At 68.4% G+C, this 18,407-nt stretch carries 16 protein-coding genes and 6 pseudogenes; 10 read left to right on the top strand and 12 right to left on the bottom strand.

Annotated elements, in window-relative coordinates; all coding sequences use genetic code 11:
* Positions 1-45: 45 nt before the first annotated feature.
* From ACIBK6_RS33630 to ACIBK6_RS33620, 3 genes and pseudogenes are all read right to left on the bottom strand, one after another.
* The gene (locus ACIBK6_RS33630) at positions 46-1,557 is read right to left on the bottom strand and encodes a DUF2207 family protein (protein ID WP_399055762.1); all 1,512 of its coding nucleotides are present in this window, start codon (positions 1,555-1,557) and stop codon (positions 46-48) included.
* Positions 1,554-2,108 carry a LemA family protein gene (locus ACIBK6_RS33625; RefSeq protein WP_399055760.1) on the bottom strand — a complete coding sequence of 185 codons (555 nt, stop codon included), beginning with the start codon at positions 2,106-2,108 and terminating at the stop codon, positions 1,554-1,556. The genes ACIBK6_RS33630 and ACIBK6_RS33625 overlap by 4 nt, the downstream gene beginning before the upstream one ends.
* 251 nt (positions 2,109-2,359) lie before the next feature.
* Positions 2,360-2,557, bottom strand: a pseudogene (locus ACIBK6_RS33620) (alpha/beta hydrolase); the annotation flags it as partial.
* A gap of 568 nt (positions 2,558-3,125) precedes the next feature.
* On the opposite strand from ACIBK6_RS33620, the gene ACIBK6_RS33615 reads away from it, so the two are divergent.
* The 4 genes and pseudogenes from ACIBK6_RS33615 (at position 3,126) to ACIBK6_RS33600 (ending at position 6,226) form a co-directional block, all read left to right on the top strand.
* Entirely contained in the window at positions 3,126-3,371 is a 246-nt protein-coding gene (locus ACIBK6_RS33615; RefSeq protein WP_399055758.1) for a hypothetical protein, read from the top strand.
* 154 nt (positions 3,372-3,525) lie between these two features.
* Complete coding sequence (locus tag ACIBK6_RS33610; protein ID WP_399055756.1) at positions 3,526-3,831, top strand: hypothetical protein; 306 nt, start codon at positions 3,526-3,528, stop codon at positions 3,829-3,831.
* A 325-nt stretch (positions 3,832-4,156) separates the two neighbouring features.
* Positions 4,157-4,816 (top strand): annotated as a pseudogene (locus ACIBK6_RS33605) (DUF4157 domain-containing protein); the annotation flags it as partial.
* Positions 4,817-5,734: 918 nt separating this feature from the next.
* Positions 5,735-6,226, top strand: coding sequence for a hypothetical protein (locus ACIBK6_RS33600; RefSeq protein WP_399055754.1), 492 nt, complete (start codon positions 5,735-5,737; stop codon positions 6,224-6,226).
* 229 nt (positions 6,227-6,455) lie between these two features.
* On the opposite strand, the gene ACIBK6_RS33595 is transcribed toward ACIBK6_RS33600, so the two are convergent.
* Positions 6,456-7,874, bottom strand: coding sequence for a cytochrome P450 (locus ACIBK6_RS33595; RefSeq protein WP_399055752.1), 1,419 nt, complete (start codon positions 7,872-7,874; stop codon positions 6,456-6,458).
* Positions 7,875-8,934: 1,060 nt separating this feature from the next.
* Positions 8,935-9,169: pseudogene (locus ACIBK6_RS33590) on the bottom strand (transposase family protein); the annotation flags it as partial.
* Positions 9,170-9,474: 305 nt separating this feature from the next.
* On the opposite strand from ACIBK6_RS33590, the gene ACIBK6_RS33585 reads away from it, so the two are divergent.
* On the top strand, positions 9,475-9,867 hold the full coding sequence (locus ACIBK6_RS33585; protein WP_399055750.1) for a hypothetical protein: 393 nt from the start codon (positions 9,475-9,477) through the stop codon (positions 9,865-9,867).
* A 390-nt stretch (positions 9,868-10,257) separates the two neighbouring features.
* Here the strand turns inward: ACIBK6_RS33585 and ACIBK6_RS33580 are convergent, their stop codons facing one another.
* The gene (locus ACIBK6_RS33580) at positions 10,258-10,638 is read right to left on the bottom strand and encodes an ArsR/SmtB family transcription factor (protein ID WP_399055748.1); all 381 of its coding nucleotides are present in this window, start codon (positions 10,636-10,638) and stop codon (positions 10,258-10,260) included.
* A 98-nt stretch (positions 10,639-10,736) separates the two neighbouring features.
* On the opposite strand from ACIBK6_RS33580, the gene ACIBK6_RS33575 reads away from it, so the two are divergent.
* Entirely contained in the window at positions 10,737-12,017 is a 1,281-nt protein-coding gene (locus ACIBK6_RS33575) for an MFS transporter (RefSeq protein WP_399055746.1), read from the top strand.
* 341 nt (positions 12,018-12,358) lie between these two features.
* On the opposite strand, the pseudogene ACIBK6_RS33570 reads toward ACIBK6_RS33575, so the two are convergent.
* Positions 12,359-12,619 (bottom strand): annotated as a pseudogene (locus ACIBK6_RS33570) (helix-turn-helix domain-containing protein); the annotation flags it as partial.
* 545 nt (positions 12,620-13,164) lie between these two features.
* Positions 13,165-13,473, bottom strand: coding sequence for a hypothetical protein (locus ACIBK6_RS33565; RefSeq protein ID WP_399055842.1), 309 nt, complete (start codon positions 13,471-13,473; stop codon positions 13,165-13,167).
* Here ACIBK6_RS33565 and ACIBK6_RS33560 point away from each other — a divergent pair.
* The 4 genes from ACIBK6_RS33560 (at position 13,445) to ACIBK6_RS33545 (ending at position 15,048) form a co-directional block, all read left to right on the top strand.
* Complete coding sequence (locus ACIBK6_RS33560) at positions 13,445-13,594, top strand: hypothetical protein (protein WP_399055846.1); 150 nt, start codon at positions 13,445-13,447, stop codon at positions 13,592-13,594. The genes ACIBK6_RS33565 and ACIBK6_RS33560 overlap by 29 nt on opposite strands.
* A gap of 446 nt (positions 13,595-14,040) precedes the next feature.
* Positions 14,041-14,367 (top strand): PadR family transcriptional regulator, encoded by a 327-nt coding sequence (locus ACIBK6_RS33555; protein ID WP_399055744.1) that lies wholly within the window; start codon positions 14,041-14,043, stop codon positions 14,365-14,367.
* A complete protein-coding gene (locus ACIBK6_RS33550) occupies positions 14,364-14,720 on the top strand; it encodes a DUF1048 domain-containing protein (RefSeq protein ID WP_399055742.1) in 357 nt (118 codons plus the stop codon). Before ACIBK6_RS33555 ends, ACIBK6_RS33550 begins: the two co-directional genes overlap by 4 nt.
* Position 14,721: 1 nt before the next feature.
* Positions 14,722-15,048, top strand: coding sequence for a DUF1048 domain-containing protein (locus tag ACIBK6_RS33545; RefSeq protein ID WP_399055739.1), 327 nt, complete (start codon positions 14,722-14,724; stop codon positions 15,046-15,048).
* 325 nt (positions 15,049-15,373) lie between these two features.
* Here the strand turns inward: ACIBK6_RS33545 and ACIBK6_RS33540 are convergent.
* The 4 genes and pseudogenes from ACIBK6_RS33540 to ACIBK6_RS33525 form a co-directional block, all read right to left on the bottom strand.
* Positions 15,374-15,925 (bottom strand): annotated as a pseudogene (locus tag ACIBK6_RS33540) (Tn3 family transposase); the annotation flags it as partial.
* 400 nt (positions 15,926-16,325) lie between these two features.
* Positions 16,326-16,853, bottom strand: a complete 528-nt coding sequence (locus tag ACIBK6_RS33535) for a recombinase family protein (protein WP_399055738.1) — start codon at positions 16,851-16,853, stop codon at positions 16,326-16,328.
* Between the two features lie 148 nt (positions 16,854-17,001).
* Positions 17,002-17,124, bottom strand: a pseudogene (locus ACIBK6_RS33530) (hypothetical protein); the annotation flags it as partial.
* Between the two features lie 912 nt (positions 17,125-18,036).
* Positions 18,037-18,330 (bottom strand): DUF1330 domain-containing protein, encoded by a 294-nt coding sequence (locus ACIBK6_RS33525; protein WP_399055736.1) that lies wholly within the window; start codon positions 18,328-18,330, stop codon positions 18,037-18,039.
* Positions 18,331-18,407 lie beyond the last annotated feature (77 nt).

The raw sequence follows: 18,407 nt of genomic DNA, 5'->3' as shown, positions 1-18,407 counted from the left end.
TGTCCATGCGATCGGCGGCGGGCGGTGTCGACGCTGCGGCGTCGATCAGTTGGTGACCACAGCTGCCGAGCGCACCGCCCGCGTCGCCGGTGACACCGCGAGGCGCACCACGCTGCCTGGCACAACGTCCGGTACGCCGGGCGGCAGCGCCCAGGCGATGGTGCGGTCCCCTTCACCCGTGTCCAGCGCGAGGAAGCGTGGCGCCGTCCCGCGCCTGCGCGGTTCCATGCGGAGCACCTCACCGGTGACCGTGTGCGGAGCGCGCCGCGCCAGGACGGCGAGGGTCAGGTAGTACACGGTCAGCGCGCCGAAGCCGACGATCACGGCCGTCTCGCCCAGCAGTGGCCCGTCCATGGCGTGGTCGAGCCAGTCGTGGGAACCGGCGAAGTTGCCGGGCATCATCGCGAGGAATGCCACGAACAGGGTCCAGCGGCTGAAGCGCCCGGCCACAGCCAGGCCGAGCAGGGCGGTGCCCACCCAGCCGGCGCTGAGCAACAGCCCCGGGCGGCGCAGCGAATGTGCCGCATCGGGGCCGCTGATGACGGCCCACTCCGGCTGGCGCAGCACCGCGAAGAGCCACAGGCCCACCGTCACCACGCCTGCGGCGCAGGCCAGTTGAAACAGCCGGGACGTAGTGGCTCCGAAGCCCGGGCGCAGCCGCGGATAGCGGATCTTCACCGGCCGCCAGGTGCCGCCGTAGGACGACCAGACCTGGCGCTTGTCACCCGCGTCGAAGCCGAGCAGGCGCCCGGCACGGCTGGTGACGCCGAGGGCGCTGCCGTAACCGAGATAGCGGTCCCACACGGTGACGGCCGCCGGTGGCAGCTGCGCGAACTCCTCGTGGGCGTGCAGCCAGGCCTGGACTCCGGCCCAGTGCCCGGCGCGTTCGAGCCCGCGCGGGGTCGCCCGCTCACCCAGCACCCTTGCCAGCAGCCACATCAGCGCGATCGCCGGGAGGGCCCCGACCACCAGGGCGCCGCGGATGCCGTGTCCGCCGGAGACGGCGGCCACCGTGAACAGCGCGCCGGGGCCGAAGAGGGTCACGAACAGCGCGCCGACGAGCAGCGGTGCGAACCGTGCGCGGGACAGCCCGCGCAGCCGTGCCTCAGCGACAATCTCCTGGCGCAGTGCGCTGTTCCAGGATTTCGCGCGCTCTTCAGCACGGAAGGCGATGGCCCCGATCGGGGCACCCGTCTCACCGGCCCGTTCGACGACACGGGCGAGAACGCGCCGCTCGTACGGAGTGAGGTCTTCCGCGTCCTTTCCGGTGACGTGCACCGTGCTGCGTGCCGGGTCGGCGTCGGGCTGGCGCACTTCGATGAGACCGCGGGCTGCTAGGTCCAAGAGGGTGGCCGCGGCGGCACGGTCGACGGACCGCCATCGGTTGGCCAGCAACGCGACGACGGCGGGGGATTCCGGCTCCGGCCCGAACTCCTGCGTGGCGGGACCGGCTTCCACGGTGCCGTTGCGCGTGGCCGCCAGAGCCAGCCCGAATGCCGCGAGCCACAGACCGATCAGCCCGGCGCCGCCCCAGTACAGCTCTGCTTGGAACGTCACGCGAATCTCACCTGCACCGCGTCCTGAGGAGCAGCCCCGGCCTCGAAGTACTCCCTACGCGCGTGAGCGACGCCCAGATTGGCCACCACATTGCCCGGAAAGCTCTCCAGAGCACTGTGGTAGCTCTGTACGGCGCTGTTGTAGAACTGCCGCGCGTAAGCGATCTTGTCTTCCGCGGCGGTCAGCTCGTCCTGAAGTGTGGCGAAATGCCGGTCCGCCTTCAGCTGCGGATAGCTCTCGCCCAGCGCGATCAGCTTGCCCAGGGACGCGGTCAGCGCATCCTCCGCGGCGGCCTTGTCCATGACCCCGAGGTCGCCGCCGGCGGCAGCGCTCCGTGCGGCGACGACGGCTTCGAGCGTGGACCGCTCATGCACGGCATACCCACGCGCACCCTCGACGAGGTTCGGTATCAACTCATGCCGCCGCTTCAACTGGACGTCGATCTGCGCCCAGGACGCCTGCGTCTGGTTCCGCAGCCGGACCAGCCGGTTGTACGTACTGATCAGCCACCACGCCAGTACGGCGAGCAGCACGGCAATGATTCCACCCACGATGACACCCACGGTGTCGCCCCCCAAGAAAAGAACTCATGACTCGACCCCCCGGCCGAACCTGGAGATCTTAAGCCCCCATCGGACAGGCCGTCGCCAGAAATAAGGCGAGGTCACATCGAGGAGCTCATTAGGCAGCAGCGGGAAAGCGGGCTGGTCCCGCTCGGCCGAGTCAACTGACGTCGACGCGGCCCTGGAGCGCTTCGACGGGATCGATGTACTGGTCAACAACGTCGGGCGGTGTGATCCCTTCACTTCTCCCGCGGGGGCATCAGGGTGGCAAGCAGTTCCTGCACGAGTTCCACGATGAGGTGGGGCCGACCGGCGAACGGGGAGTGGCCCGTCTGCCACTCATGCACGTAGGTGCGGTGCGCGGCGGACGTCCGCTGCACGTCCGGGTCGATCGCCCGGTCCTGAACGCAAACAACATAGGTGGAGGGAGTGTGCCGGCTTGCCGTCTGCTGTTCGCCTTCGCCCGGCCGCTACGCCGGGATGCGCGCGGTGCCGCTCGCCACGTGCACACCGTGGGCTGGACCTGCGTGAGGCGCCGACCGAGTACGACCTCGATGCCCAGGCCAGGCCATCCCCCGGCGCCCCAGCAGGTGTGTCACCGCCCCGTCGTCCAGTCATTCGACACATGTTGCTGGTGGAGACCCTGGCGGCCCATGGTCCTCAGATCTCCAACCGCACGTCCGGACCGGCCTGTTGACACAGCCGGAGCCCGTCCCCACCGACCGAGGAACGCATACCGTGACCACCCCGCCCCCACAGGGATTCCCGTCCCACCCTGTCCCCCACCAGATGGCGCCGCAGCCCGGCTCCTTCGGACCGCCCGTACCCGGGGCCGCTCCGCTGATGCCTGCCTTGGTGGCACCGCCTCTCACCTGCCGACTCTGCGGTGCGCTTCCGGCCGCCTTCGCGACGTTCCGAGGACATCAGGGCGTGCTGATGTGGATGCGGTTCTCGCGCGTGGACGGGCCGTTCTGCCGGCCATGCGGCCTCGCGATCTACCGCTAGATGACCAGCAGGACGGTGTGGCAGGGCTGGTGGTCGCCCCTGTCACTGGTCCTGTTCACCCCGGGCACCCTCGTCATCAACCGCATCACACTCGCCCACATCAACAAACTGCCCGCGCCCATCCCCGGACAGCCCGGCCAGCAACTCGTCCCCGGAACACCCGTACTGCGGCGCGTCAGTTCCCTGGCCGCCGCGCTCCCTCTGCTGTGGGCGATGTGGATCGTCGCCACATCATCAACGACGTGACGTCCTGAACCCCCGCTGTCCACCGCCAACTCCCCTTCTGCTGAGGTACGTACGTCATGAGCTAACCACCGCAGTGCTCCGCAGGGGTTCGGGCCGTCTCCTGGGGCATTCGGTCCGGCCATTCCGCCGATGCCCACCACGCCGCCGGTGAACCATGTCCACGTACAAGGTGTCCTCGGCGCTGAGGGACGTCCACGTACTGTCCACCAAGCCCCTGGTCGGCGGCGGCCATCCCGGCGAGGGCTCCGGCGTCAAGATCTCCGACATCTACTCGGTCGACGACACGACCGGCAAGGAACTCGCCCACATCACCATCCCCGACGAATACGCCATCGAGTGCCACAGCAATCAGGTCGGGACCCGCCGCCACCTTGAAGCAGACCGTGCTCATGGAGAACCCGAACGACGACACCCGGATCCGCCGCCACCGCGCTGCGGGAGCGGTCGAAGCTGGTCATAGACGTCCACCGACGACAAGGGGCGTTTATCCTCGGGGAGTTGGACGCGGCAGGCGGTCAGCGACACGACGCTGCTCGAATTCCTGTTGCTGCAGCGGCACTTCATCGCGGGGCTGACGCCGGGTCGAGCAAGGGGTAGGCCAAGTGGGGACCGGAAGACACTGAGGGAGCGACTGGGGAAATCGCCCGCGCCGTCGGGGCCTGGGCGGCCGGGTCCGTGTCCGGCTGCCCGATCAGTCGCCGACCTCTGCCCTCCGGTACCTGGCCGCGCGGGTGAGGCGTCGCGTATTCAGGAAGGGTTGTCCCCGCCAGCCCTGAAAGGCCCCGATGCGCCCCCGCGAATCAACCCCTGCCCACAACGGAACCGGCTCCACCCGGACCCCGGAACGCGCGCCCGCGCAGACCCCGGCCCGGGATGGCGGTGGCGTGTCCCCGCAGCGGGTCCTCGCCCTCCAGAGCAGCGCGGGCAATGCCGCCGTCGTCCAGATGCTCCGTCAGGCGGGACATTCCCCGGCCCAGGAGCGGCACCAGCACGGGGCCGGGTGCGGCCACCGGAGCACCGAGCAGCCCGCGGTGCAGCGCTCCGCCGTCCACGATGTCCTGCGCAGCGGTGGCCGCCCTCTGGACGCCGGTACCCGCACCGACATGGAGAGCCGCCTGGGCGCCGACTTCTCCGACGTCCGCATCCACAACGACAGCGCCGCCAAAGCCTCCGCCGCCGAAGTCGGCGCCCGCGCCTATACCTCCGGCAACCACGTCGTCATCGGCGACGGCGGCAACGACAAACACACTCTCGCCCACGAACTCACCCACGTGATTCAGCAGCGGCAGGGGCCCGTCTCGGGAGCGGACAACGGATCGGGTCTGAAGATCTCTGATCCGTCGGATCGCTATGAGCGGGAGGCGGAGGCCAACGCGACCCGGGTCATGAGCGGGTCAGTAGACGTTCAACGTGCCGAAGCCTGGGCCACACCGGACAGGACAGCAACGCAGGACGGTGTGGCGGTGCAGCGTGCGCTGTCGCCGAACAACCAGCCTGGGATCGGCTTCCACTCGGTGCAGGGACCTAACGGTCGGGTGGAGGCGGCGATGATGCGAACCGACGGTTCCCTTAGGGGAACTCTGCCTCTGGCCGATCCGCCCGGATACGACTACATCCGCGCTCTCGGCCTGACGAACTGGTGGATCCGCTTCCATCTCGTGAACGAGGAAGCCGGCGGAAGGGGGGATGCCAATAACCTGGTCCCGGCATCCAAGCGGGACAACTCCAACTATCACCAGCAGGTCGAAGTACTGCTCAAGCAACACGTCGATGACGCACGTATCGCCCAAGCAGGCCACCAGGTCTTCTTCGGCGTCGAGCTGGAGTACAACACCCCCGCCCCCGCCACCGTCTCAATGCGCCAGCGGCTAGCAGCTCCGAATTTCCCAACCCGCCTGGCCGTCTACCATTTCACGTACGACGCGACCACCGGCACGTGGAACACCCACCACAACGGCACCATCTTCGGCCTCCAGGACCCGCAGCCAACCGACACGGGTGTCGCCGTTGCAGCCACCGCTCTCACGCCGCAAGACCTGCAGGACCGTGCTCCCGGGTATCGATGGACCGCCGACGACCTGGCATTCGTCCAGTCACTGGGCGGTGCTAACAAGCAGGAATTTGAACGGCTCAACGACAAATTCGGGGGCTATGGCGCGGTGGAGTCCGTTTACCAGGTATTCCAGGAGATGTCGTTCATCATCCCACGCCCCAGCGCCCGCCTCCCCCGGGCCGCTCAGAGCAGCGGCAGCGTCAAGGTGGCGGAACGCCTCCCCAACACGGCTGTGTTGGCGCTCAGCAATGCCCTCGCCACCGGCATGATCACCATCTGACGCCGCACGGAACGACGGAAGGAGCAAGGCATGTCCACGTTGTGGCGTGTTCGGATCACCGGGCTGTCACAGCAGCCTCCCACCCTCAGCCTCCAGCTGCGCGCCATTCACCCGGACGCGGGCGCCCTCCCCACATCCCTGTCTTTCGCCTACCGGCTCCTCACCGAGGCCACCAGCAGCACGACCGTGACTCGGGGCCAGATCGCACATCCCACCGATGGCCAGGCCGAGGCGCCCATCGACTCCGTGACCGTCAGTGATGAGCGCAACTTCCCCTATGACGACGACGCCGCCAAGCAGTACATCGAGGACGAACTGCGAGGCAGTGGGCTCACCCCTGACAACACCCCAGAGGCGTGGCAGGCCGGCTTCATCGAAAGCTGGCAGGAACTCTGGCGCGGAAAGGGACCCATCACTGAAGCCCTCGCCCCCACAGCAACCCTGACACTGCGCCTCAAAGACACATCCGCGCTCTCCGAGCTCACCCAGGGAGCCGAGTGGGATACCGCCGCATACGGCTGATTCAACTGTGACCGCGACGAGCTCGTAGAAAAGGCGGGGCTGGGGTCTCACACGCGGACTGCGGAGTGTCTGCGAGCAGCCTCCGGCGGCGCGCCAACGCCCCTCAGCTGCGACACACTCGGCCTGCTGCCGGCCGTGCTCGTCACCGCCCCCCCATGTCTCCGACACCCACAGCCGGCGTGACCCCCTCCAGGGCCGCGCGTCCCAGACAAGAGCCGCCGGGCAGGTCCTAGTTGTCGCGCGGGCGCTCCCCTGCGTTCCTTCTGCGCAGGGTCGCGCGGAGTGGGGTGGCGGGCTGCAGGAGCAGGGCGGCGCGTGGTGCCACCTCGGTGCCGGGCAGGTCGAGGCGGAAGCGCTGGGCGAGGGTGGCGAGTACCAGGGCGGCTTCGACCTGGGCGAACCGGGCACCGAGGCAGGTGCGCTGGCCGCCACCGAAGGGGTACCAGGCGTGGTCGGGCACCACGTCCGGAGCGTCGGCCGCCCAGCGTTCTGGGCGGAATTGATCGGGGTGAGGAAACCAGCGGGGATCTCGGTGGGTGGTCCACTGGCTGCACCAGACGATGGTTCCGGCCGGGATGCGGAACCCGCCCAGCGTGGCGCCTTCGCGGGCGACCGCGGGGATGAGCCACACGGGCGGGTAGAGGCGCATCGCCTCTTTGACAATCTGCTGGGTCCAGGTGAGGCGCTCGTAGTCGTCGATGGCGGGCGGGCGGCCGGCCAGCACCTCCTCCAGCTCGGCTTCGAGCCGCGCGCGAGCCTGCGGTGCGCGGGAAAGCAGGTACACGGCCCAGGTCAGAGCCGTGGAGGTGGTTTCGTGGCCGGCGGCCCAGAGGGTTACTGCTTCATCGCGCACCTCCTTGGACGAGAGCGGACGGCCCTCTTCGTCGCGGGCTGCGAGGAGCCTGCTGAGCAAGTCGTCGCGCTCTTCGGTGGCGTGGGTCGGGCCTCGTCGCTCACCGATGAGCCGGTGCACTTCGGTGTCGATGGTGGCTACGGCCGCGAGCAGCTGCCGCCGGGCCGGCGTCCGTACCCAGTCGGGCAGGAAGAGGCCAATGCCGCGAAGCTCCGCCCCCACCGCGTGCTCCGCCACCTCCATCGCATCACCCAGTGCCGTGGTCTGCTCCCCGAGGTCGCTGCCGAACAGGGTGCGCAGGACGATCCGCTGGGTGATGAGCGCCATCTCCTCGCGGACGTCGATCCGTGCGCCGTCGCGCCATCCGTCGGCCGCCGCTCCGGCGGAGTCGACCATGACCTCGGCGTACGAGCGGACCTGGCGCGGCCGGACGGTGGGCTGGACCAGAGAGCGTTTGCGCCGCCAGTCACCGCCCTTGCTGCGAATGACGCTCTGCCCCGCGATCTGTTTGAACGCCCACCCGATTTCGAGGATCTCGTACGTGTCCTCCCGCGCCGCCAGCAGCTCCATGATGTGCCGGGGGTGGGAGATGAACAGGCTGCGTCGAGGGCCCAGGGACCAGGTCACGGCGTCGCCGAAGTCATCGCGCAAACGCGTCAGGAAACCCAGGGGATCCCTCCCGAAGGCGGGGAGGTTGCCCAGCGGCGGCAAGCCGCGCGGGCCATGGACGGGGTTGAGCGGCAGCGTGGATACGGGCAACGGAACTCCCCGGGTATGCCTGTTGAGGCCCAACATAAGGGCTGTCTACCCGCTGCTCCGGCGCGACAGGCATTGCCTCGTACGGGATGGACAGCGGGGCGCTTCTGCCGTGGTGGGAGCAGAGGAACGCCCCCGGCATACGAACGGCGAGGCGCGGTGGGACGCCGAGCTCCTCCTCAACCGGGCCGGCCGGCGGATGCCCGCCCAGCTCTCGGGGGTGAACGAGGAAAGCCTGGTGCGGTGTTGTCGGCAGGGGGAACGGGATTCGCGGCGGCAAGGGGAACGAGAGCCGCCGATTCGGCGACGAATCCGTGAAGGCCGGCTACCTGTTCGCCGGTCAGGCGCCGGAAGCCGAGGGAGGCGCCGCGGCAGCGCGTGCTCCCCCAGGAGCAGCTGGGCACGGCGATGCTCTCCCACGCGGTGGAGGAGTAGTCGCAGCGGATTTCGGTGCCGGGCGCAATGCCGCAGAGGGCGATGAAGGGTTGCTGGTACATGGAGACTTCCCTTCGCCGAGGTCGAAGCACAGGGTCACGCGATGCCCATCCCGTCGTCAGCCAGATCGGGAATCGGGCTTCCCATCTGAAGACAGCTCAACACCGACCTGTCCGGAGTGAGCGCCCTCCTTCCCGGCGGATTCACCCTCGTCCACGGCACCCAGCGCACCGAGTTCACCGACCTGGACGCCCCGTGACGTCACCGCCCCGCCAGGTCAGCGCCCGGGTAATCGTCATCGGCAGCGTGACCTGGGAAGCTACCGCCGCGTAATCGAGACTCTTCAGCGAGGCAGGCGCATGCGCGGGCGGTGTGGCGGGGAGGACTTCGGGATGTACCGCAAAGTCCTTGTCCGTTCAGCCCGGCACGCTATCGGCATCTTGAAGGGCTCGACAGCCGGCCTGTCACCTCCGCAGCCTCGGCTACCGATCTTGTCGAGCTGCTCGGGAGTGCCGTGCCGGAGCAGAGGTGCGCTCCCGAGGAGACGAGTGAGCTCCTGGCCCGGGCCGCGGCGACAGGGTCAGCGTCACCGAGCTCCTCGCCATGACCGACGAAGCCCATGCAGTGAACGCCCACCCGCTCCAGCAGTACGTCTTTCACGGCTGTAGCAGGGGGTGCGAACGATGGCGTCGGCTCCCCGGTACGCGCGGTCGGCGAGCACGAGGATCTGCCGGGACAAGCATGCCTGCACCACCCCATGTGCGCGGGCCGCGGTGAGGTCGTGGGCGTCCGGGCAGGGCCCGTGAGTACCAGATCGGGGTGCCGTCCGGCCGGGCCAGGACCTGCACATTCATGCCGTGATGCCGGTGTTTCATCGAGTAGTGGGGCTCGTCTGATCCCCTATTGATCGGAATCTCTTGGTTTGCCCGGGCTGTTGCAGCGTCGCTGCAGGTCACGGCCTCGCGAACAGGAAGCCCAAGCGTTTCGGTTCACTACACACGTCGTGGGACACGACCGAACTCTCCGGGCCAGAAACCCTTCCTCATGCCCCATGCCAGACGTACACGGCTGCTGGCCCGAATGGGTGCAATGTGCGACGTTTTCTGAATGGTTCTCGTTCTAGGAACAGCAAGTCATAGGGGCGGCAGGTTTCCCGCAGGGCGGGCCTGTCACCCTCGCTGATACACCGATTGGGAGCACAACCGTGATCAAGCAGGTTCTCGCCGGGGCGGCCTTCGCCACCGCCGCAACGATGGCCGTCGCCGCGCCCGCCTCGGCACAAACCACCGGCACCCAGGCCCAGAACACCCCCACCAACACGCTCCAGAGCGTCCTCACCGCCCCTCTCGCGCAGGGCCCGACCGCGATCGGTAACGGTGCCACGGACTTCGTGACCCGCAACGGCGACACCGCCATCACGGGCAACTCGGGCGGCCTTATCAACAGCTACGGTGCCCCGCTCGCCCACGTCGACGGACGCTGCGCGGCCCCGATGCCCGAGGGCGAGGGCATCGGCGGACACGCGCTCGGCACTCTCAAGGCCGAGTGCGGCGTCGTGCCCGTCGACCAGTACCAGGCCCCGCAGAAGCTGCTCTGACCCCCTTCGACCGCTGACCCTGCCCCACAGCCCCCTGCCGCGCAGGCTGCCCGCACGCCCGGGGGCTGTGGGGCAGCAACATGGGGTCCCGGACTCTGTAGGCATCTGAGCGGATAGTGCGCCGTTTACAGGATGGTGGTGCCGTACAGGGCACGGCGGTCGCTGGACAGGGCGTAGCAGCGGGCCGCAAGACCGCGTTCGAGGGGTTCGCCGCCTGCTTGCAGAGCAGAGCGAGGCGGTCGGCCGCCTGATCGTCACCCATGCAGGCGGGGGCGACTTCGAGCATCAGCTCACCGATGGCGTGCCACGGGTGCCGGGCGGCGACGAAGACGGTCGGTATCTGACCGGCCGAAGCGGGAGCCGTCGACCCCGGCAATGGCACCCGCCCACCTACTCCGAGGGCGGCGTCCAGGCCGCGACCAGGTCGAGGAGGCCGGGGAAGCGCGCGTTGAGGTCGTCGACCCGCACGTGGCTGCGGCGTTCAAGACCGTATTGGCGCTGCCTGGTGATTCCCGCCTCGCGCAGGGCCTTGAAGTGGTGGGTGAGCGAGGACTTGGGCCGGTCGAGGCCGAACCAGCCGCAGGAGTGGTCGAAGTCCTGTGACTCGATGAGGAGTTTGCGCACGATCCCCAGGCGCAGCGGGTCGCTGAGCGCTCCGAGCACCGTCTCCAACCGCAGCTCCTCGACCGGCGGTTCCGCGAGGGGCTGTGGAAGCCCGGCGGGCTCCGGCAGCACCTTGATGGCGGTCACTGATCGCGTCGTCGCCGACACAGGCAACTCCTCACGACTCGAATCCTATGTACGAGTTTTATCGTACAGCATGCTAGGTTCGACTTATCTCGTACTGACCACGACGGAGGGAAACGGTCATGCCGGAAAGTCGAACGGTGCCCGCACACGCGGCGAATGGAGCACGGCGCCCGCAGGCGGCACAGGGCTCGGGTCCGGTGGCCGCCGCAGCCACCCCCCTGGCGCCCACCTGGTGGGTCTGGCTGGCAGCCTGGCCGGTCACCGCGGTGTTCATCCTGTCCAACGCGGCGACCCCGCTGTATGTGCTGTGGCAGCGGGACATCGGCTTCTCCAAGGGCACCCTGACGGTGATCTTCGCGTTCTACATCGTCGGCCTGCTCGGATCCCTGCTCGTCTCGGGCGTGGTCTCCGACCGGCTCGGCCGCAAGCCCGTGCTCCTGCCGGCGCTCGGCCTCGCCGTCGCCGCCTGCGTGATCTTCGCGACCGCGTCGTCGGTGGCCGCGCTCATCGTGGCCCGCCTGTTCACCGGCATCGCCGTGGGCGCCGTCGTCTCGGCCGGCATGGCCGCCGTGACCGACGTGGCCGGGCAGGCCCGCAAGCGCCTCGCCGCACTGCTGGCCTCATGCGCGATGGTGTTCGGCGCGGGCCTGGGCCCGCTCCTCGCGGGAGTCCTGTCCGAAACCGTCCCGGGCCCCACCGTCACCGTCTTCGTCGTGGAGATCGTGTTGCTCGCGACCGCGGTCCTCGCCGTGCTGCGCATGCCGGTACGGCGGCCGGTCGCTCCCCCGAAGGGCGCCTGGGTGCGCGTTCCCGGTGTGCCGCAGGGCAACGGCATTCAACTCGCCCTGGGAATCGCGGTGTTCGCCCCCGGCATCACCGCCACGTCATTCGTCCTCTCGCTGGGCCCCTCCCTCCTGTCCGGACTGCTCGGCACCACCAGCCGGGTGGTGGCGGGAGTCATGGCCTTCGCCATGTTCATCGCGGCCACCGGCGTGCAGTTCGCCGTCCAGAAGCTGCGTCGGCGCACCATCCTGCTCACCGGAGCAGTCAGCACCACCCTCAGCATGGCCACCCTCGTCGTTGCCGTGCACACCTCGTCGGTGCCCGTGCTCATCGCCTCCGCGCTGCTGGCCGGGGCCGGGCAGGGCATGGGGCAGCTGGGCGGCCTCTCGCTGCTCAACTCCATCGTCCCGCCCGAGCGGTTGGCCGAAGCGAACGCGGCACTTAACGTGGGCGGCTACGTACCCGCCGGTGTGCTTCCGGTGTCCGCGGGCTACCTCAGCGACGCGGTGGGGCTGACGAACGGGGCGACGGTCTTCGCCACCGTGCTGATGGCTCTGGCGGTCATCGGCGGACTCGTGGTCGTCAGCACCCCCCGACGGGCCCCCGAACCCACCTGAGCAACCTGGCGCTTCACCACTGTGCCGAAGACTGCCGTACCAGTGCACCGCAGCCCTGATCGTGGGCGGTTCGCTTCGGTGCGTCCGGCCGATACGTGAGGTGACCCCGGAGTGTGGACACAGGGGTTCATGCCGGGAGTTGGAGTTTGGCTTTCCTGTGGTGCTGCTGTTCGAAGTCCATCGGGGAGAGGTAGATGCGCGCCCGGTCTGGGCACGCCCACGAAACCACGAGGACGGTGACGGGATGTACGGGATGTATTGGAAGGAATGAAACCGCTAGTCCGCCATGCATCCACACGGCACACGGCCGGCCAGGAAGCCGGCCGGGTGGTGGCTGCGAATTCGTGGAAGTCGCGGTGCGGGTGGGACTGGTCGTCGTAGCCGTGCTCGGCAGCCAACCGGTCCCACCGCACCGGGTGGCCACCCTCCAGGCAGTGCAGTATCGCCCGGAAGCGGATCAACCGCGCCAGCGCCTTGGGAGGACGGCCTGTCGGCTGCCGGAACCTGCGCGCCAGATGCTGCTGGCTCAGCCGACCTCGGTCGCGAGAGCGGCGATCGCGATACGCCCACCGGTATCGACCAACCCTGCCAGGCCTGAGCAACCTCGGGCGAGCGCTCCGAGCGCTCCGAGCCCTGCGCGGCCCGGGCCGTGACGTAGTCCCGTACGAGCCTGAATCGGTCGTGTCTCGGCGGCGCCTCCCGAAGAGCCTCCAGCGGATGGTCGCCGGCGCGCCCGTGGATGTCGCTCAGATCCGCATCCTGGCCGGCGAGCTCGTCCAGCGGCACACCCAGCACTCGGTAAGCACTCAGGGGCGACAGCAGCACAAGGATCCAGGGGGTTTTCTGCGCGAGCTCCGGCGTCCAAAACGTCCGGCCCGTACCCGACACCCGCCCTCCGAACCAGGCAGATCCTCCGCGAGACCCAGCCGCCAGGTCACCCCCGAGACCGCCGGCATGAACCACGGCCGGGCCGTCATCACCTTCTCAGCACAGTCCCCGACAACCCCACCAGCCAACGCCGGACGAGCAACCGCCCCCGCGTGTAACTCGCCTCCCGGCTCGACTCCGTCCCCACGAAACTGAACCCTCACAACAACTCCCCGCTCCCTGAACCGCGTTGGCCTCTGCCCGGCAAAGCCCGCCATGGTCACCCAAGGTGGTTCCCTCCCCCAGGACCTACCGCCCGTCGATAGGTCAGTTCCCGCTGGAGATCGCGCTGGAGTTCACCGGTGGCGACGAGGGTCTGCACCATGAACTTCACGGTGGACAGCAGCTCTCCGGTGCGCGGGTGGCACGCGGTGAGGCCCATCGCGGAGAACGCGCCTTCATGGATGCGCAGGGCGAGCCGGTCGCGGTGCAGGACGTCGAGCACATCGAGGATGTGCCCGGTGCCGCGTACGAGACGGAACATCTCGGAGATGTGCACGGTGTCGCCCAGCCGCGCGTACGCCGGCAGTTCGCCGAACTTCGGGCGTTGGAGCGGGTGGACGCGGCTGGAGGTGCCGGACTTCCTCCTCGAACGGGATGGGGTCCTCGATCCCAGCCTCGGCCAGGACGAGGTTCTGCCGGGCAGTTGACTGCTGGTCGGTCGAGACCCGCTTGTAGACCAGGTTCGCCATCCGGGGCCCCTTTCCGTACGGAGGATCGGACCCCATCTGTCACCAAACCCTGTCATCAGTCACCAACGGATCTGATGGGATCCGCGCCGCCAACGGGCCCCGAAAAGTCCGAGTTCATTGGACGCCCGCGACGCCTGTCACCATTCGACCGTTTGCCGACAGGTGCGAGCCGGCCGGCAAGCCACCTGGGGAGGTCGAGGATCGGGGCGTTGCGGTGATGACGTACGAGCACTCGCCGACTACGGAGCCGGGCCGATGAGGTAGCCGCCGCTGCGGAGCCTGGGTCCTCGCAGGTCGGTCCCGGGTCCGCGCCCACCGGAGACGCTGACATCCTCCACTACTCGGTGATACCGTATAGTGGTACTCGGTGCTACACAGTACCGCTAGGGCTGAGGAGGACCCTGATGGACGACCTGACGGAGATGCTGAAGGGCACGCTCGAAGGGTGCGTGCTCGAAATCATCGGCAGCGAGGAAACCTACGGGTACGCCATCACTCGTCAGCTGAACGAGCTCGGCTTCGCCGACGTCATCGAGGGGACCGTGTACACCATCTTGCTGCGACTGGAGAGGAACAAACTCGTCCAGGTGACGAAACGACCATCCGGGGTCGGTCCGCCGCGCAAGTTCTACGCGCTCAACAACGCCGGACGCGAGGAACTCGCGAAGTTCTGGGCGAAATGGCAGTACGTCTCATCACGCATCGACAGGCTCAAGGAGGGTGGGAGATGAACTTCTGGGAGACCATCACAGGCAGCGATCTCACCAGGGAATGGAAGGCGTTCGAAGCCCGGGCCGAGGCCCTGCCGGACGACTACCGGGCGGCGTGGGAACAGATCAAGGGCCACCTCTTTCCCCATGGGGGCTTCACCGGCCGCAACCTGCTGCCGATCCTCGACGCCGCCCTGGGGCTGCTCGAAGAAACAGCGGCGGACGGGCAGAGCGTCCACGAGGTGCTCGGCGACGACATCCGAGGCTTTTGCACGGCGCTGGCCGGTGGAGAAGGGGCTCGAACCTATCGCGACCGGTGGCGTGAGCAGTTGAACAGGAACGTCGCAAGGAAATTGAGCCAGCTGGGAGGCTGACGTGGGGATCCAGGACATCATCGAGGGCAAGAAGCAGTGGCGGGCACACATGGCTCGGGTCAAGGCACTCCCGCCGGACTACCAGATCGTCTACAAGGAGATGCAGAGGTACCTGTTCAAGGTCGGACCCATCGACCTGCCTGACGGGCCCCTGCTCCCCGGGATCGTCGACTTCTTCGAGGAGGGCGTCGCCGCGGGCAAGGGGGTCTTGGAACTCATCGGCAACGACGTCGCCGCGTTCTGCGACGACCTGGTCAAGGACTCACGCACCTATGCGGACGTCTACCAGGAGTCCATCAGCAGGGACCTCGGTACGGCCGAGAAGTGACACCCGTCGCCTCATGCCAGTGGGCCCAGTAGCCCGCACGCGCGGTTCGTTCGCCTCGGCGCAGCGCGAACAGGCGCCGGCCGACCGGCCACCGGAAGCCGCCGCAGATCCTGCCCACCGAGGTGGTCGAGCAGCCGGCGAGACCTGGCTCAGCCAGGCCAACGCCGACAACGGCCCCCGAGGCAGCAGTCCAGGCGGAGGGGGCCCAGGCCCTCGCCGCCCAGCTGCGAGCCGAGATCGAGGGCATCGCGTAGCCGTCGAGCAGCACCCTCGTGCTCACTCCTCGCCCTCATAGTCCTCGTCCAGCTCGGGCGCGTCCGGGTCGCAGCACCACCGCGTTGAGGACCAGGCCGAGGGCGGCGAGCTGGTCCTCCTGGCCCTCGCGGTACGCCTGGCGGGTCTGGCCCCGACCGCTGCGGCAGATCGCGCGGGCCAGGCGGTGGGACTCCTGCATGGTGAGCTGCCGGTTCATCAGGCGGCGATAGGTGTCCTCCATCGGTCGACCAAGGCGAGCAGGTGCATGGTCTTGTCGATGCGCCCGTACTCTGCGAACGCGGCGCCCAGCGGGGTGGGGTGGCCTTCGCGGCCGAACCTCCGCAGCAGGTCGTAGGCCCGGACCTGGTTGGTGATGAGCGATCCGGCGACCCGGAGCATGTCCGGCCAGTGCGTTGGTGATCCGCTTGAGGTTGGCCCTGTTGCAAGCCACGGCTTCCAGCGGCCCGTACCTGGTGGCCGGGGCCTCACCGTCGGGCAGGTCGGCCCGCCAGAATCGCTGGTCGGCCAGGTCGCGCAAGCGCGGGGCGAAGCGGAAGCCGAGCGCGGCCAGCGCCGCCGCGAGCGCGGGATCGGCCCGGCACGCGGCACGGGCCACCGCCTCGCACAGACACCGCCGCGGGGGCACCCTGCGCGATCTCGTCGCTGTGATGGTCGTCGTCGCGGGCCGGATCGTCCCCGAAGGTCAGATCGTCCCCCGAAGTCGCTGCGTTTCACCTCCAGCAACTGGTCATTGCCGGATCCGACCAGGGCACGCGTAGCAGCAACATCGAGCAGGTAGACACTCAGAGAAGAACTCATTGGACGCACCTACGGGAAGCCACTGACACCGCTGCCGGCCGCTTTTCAGGCAGCCGAACCGTCGCAGATGGGTCACCTTCACCGGGCACTTCAGCGGGCGGGTCTGTTCCCCGCCGGCGACGCGTCGTGCAGCTGGTCTCCGGGGTTGGGGAACATCGGTACAGCCATTAACGCTAAGCAGTTGATCTTGTCTGGGGGGCCGGTCAGGACGGGTCGAGCTCAAGGTCGGGATTGTCGATCCGCTGGGCGATGATGCGTTCGCGCAGGTCGGTTTCTTCCACGGTGGAGGGCTGGCTGGGGCGCCGGATGCGGGTACACGCGGGTGCCGCAGGCAGGTCTTCGGCGTCGGGGGCGTCGCGCTGTTCGGCTTCGGCGAGGGCTCGGTACACCGAGGCGACCGAGGGGTGTTGGTCCTTGTTCTTGCCGGTCTTGATGGTGAGCTTCTTGGCGATCTCGGGGACGGGGACGCCCTTGTCCTTGAGGGCCTGGGCGAAGGCGAGCATGTCGTCGTCGATGACCTTGGGCCGTCCGCCGTGGTTGCCCTTGGATGCCGCGGACACCTGGCCCTCGAGGGTCTTCTCCCGGATGTAGTTGCGCTCGATCTGTGCGGCGGCCGCGAGGACGGCGAAGAACATGGCGCCCATGCCGTTGGGGTCGTGGATGCCGGTGAGCGGGCCGGTGAGGAGTTCGAGCTGGACGCCGGCCGCCTGGAGCTGGCCGGAGAGCGTCATCAGCTCGGCCGCGTTCCGCGCCAGGCGCTTGAGTTCGTGGACGGTGAGGATGACCTTCTTGGTCGGGAGCGGCCTCCTTGATGTCGTACGCGAGCTTGAGGGCCTTCTCCAGCTCCGGCCGGGTCTTGATCCTCGTGCTGATCTTTTCGGAGTAGACGCTCTTGCAGTCGGCGCGGGCGAGTGCGTCGAGCTGGCTCTGCAGTTCCTGCGTTGCGGTCGAGCAGCGGGCGTACCCGATCCGGATGGGCCTGGCCGACGGAGCGAAGGACATCTCCTCGACCGGCGGGCCCGGCTTCCAGGTTCGTCCCGGGCCGCGGTCGTCGGGCACCAGGACTTCGAGCTCTTCGCGGAGCGCGGGCACGAGGATGAAGCGGGCGGTGTGGTACTTGGTGGCGGTCTTGCCGCCGCGGGTGCGGCATGGACTCCCGCCGGGGACCTCGCACTTGGGGCAGTCGTGGCGTTCTACCGCATTTGCGGCTTGATCGGGTGTCAGCTGCATGAGATCAAGCTCTCAGAAGTGCTTCGCAGAACACCTTTGTTTTGACAGGGGTTTTGCGAATGGCGACCTGCGGAAATGTGGCCGCTCGGAGGCTGTTCTCAGAACTCTCGCATCTGGTCATTTGTGAGAGTCACTCGCCGCGCCCGGTCGCGCGGCACACCGCAGTCAGGTCTCCTGGAGGAGGCTCGCCAGGAGCCGACCGAAGTTGCGGCAGTCGCCGCCGTCGCAGAACCGGATGTCGGGCTCGCTCTCGCACATCCAGCACGACAGACACAGGCCGCTTCGCTGAACCTGGAGGGTGGTCCAGAAGCCTAGCTCGGCACCCGACTGGTACGATCGGAGGTCGTCCCAGGGCAGAGTCCGCCATCGGGGCGTGACCAGGACCGTGGTCCAGGCGGGCGCATCCCCACCAAGCTCCGCACCGACCCCGCCCGCGCCACCAGCCTCCTACGAGCCCTGCTCGTCCTGACCGACCTCGAAGTCAACCGCTGACAGACGATCAAGACCCGAGGCAGCCGCCCACCACCAGCACGAGAACCCACGAGCCCTGCCACACCAGCACCGTTGATCAGAGGTTTTCAAGATGGTGGATCTTCGCTCTGGCCGCCTGCCTGCCCGGCGGTGTGGTGCTTCTTCTCCGTCGCGGTGCCTGCCGGAGCTGGACGCCGGGCGGGTCGCCGACTGTCAGTCGATGCCTTCGACGATGCGGAAGTCGCGCTCGACGCCGTCGGAGAGGACGGCCAGCGCCTCCTGGTAGGCCTCGCTCTCGCGTGTCGCGAGGGCCTGTTCAAAGCTGTCGAACTCGATCAGGATGGTGCGCTCGGCGATTCCGGCGTCGTGTGCGACGCTCCGGCCGCCTCGGATGAGGAGCCGCCCGCCCCCGGCCCGGACGGCCGGGCCGGCCAGCTTGTCGTAGGCAGCCAGCTTCTCAGGGTCTGAAATGGTGCGGTAGACGCTGACCCAGTAGCCCTTGGGCATGGAACCTCCAGTGTTCGAAGTGCACATCTGACGTCGTATTAGCAATTCAGTTCGATCGTATCCGGCGGCGGGTCGCC

Source organism: Streptomyces sp. NPDC050485, from assembly GCF_044458185.1.
GTDB lineage: Bacteria > Actinomycetota > Actinomycetes > Streptomycetales > Streptomycetaceae > Streptomyces.
Note: the sequence above shows the minus strand (reverse complement) of the source record. Positions and strands in the feature narration are given on the sequence as shown.

What these genes read in the sequence shown, in the direction of transcription:
- ACIBK6_RS33535 (WP_399055738.1), bottom strand. Translation starts at nt 16,853, where the DNA reads ATGACGCTCTCCGGCCAGCTCCAGGCGGCCGGCGTCCAGCTCGAACTC.
- ACIBK6_RS33525 (WP_399055736.1), bottom strand. Translation starts at nt 18,330, where the DNA reads ATGCCCAAGGGCTACTGGGTCAGCGTCTACCGCACCATTTCAGACCCT.
- ACIBK6_RS33615 (WP_399055758.1), top strand. Translation starts at nt 3,126, where the DNA reads ATGACCAGCAGGACGGTGTGGCAGGGCTGGTGGTCGCCCCTGTCACTG.
- ACIBK6_RS33595 (WP_399055752.1), bottom strand. Translation starts at nt 7,874, where the DNA reads ATGTTGGGCCTCAACAGGCATACCCGGGGAGTTCCGTTGCCCGTATCC.
- ACIBK6_RS33555 (WP_399055744.1), top strand. Translation starts at nt 14,041, where the DNA reads ATGGACGACCTGACGGAGATGCTGAAGGGCACGCTCGAAGGGTGCGTG.
- ACIBK6_RS33600 (WP_399055754.1), top strand. Translation starts at nt 5,735, where the DNA reads ATGTCCACGTTGTGGCGTGTTCGGATCACCGGGCTGTCACAGCAGCCT.
- ACIBK6_RS33610 (WP_399055756.1), top strand. Translation starts at nt 3,526, where the DNA reads ATGTCCACGTACAAGGTGTCCTCGGCGCTGAGGGACGTCCACGTACTG.
- ACIBK6_RS33550 (WP_399055742.1), top strand. Translation starts at nt 14,364, where the DNA reads ATGAACTTCTGGGAGACCATCACAGGCAGCGATCTCACCAGGGAATGG.
- ACIBK6_RS33575 (WP_399055746.1), top strand. Translation starts at nt 10,737, where the DNA reads ATGCCGGAAAGTCGAACGGTGCCCGCACACGCGGCGAATGGAGCACGG.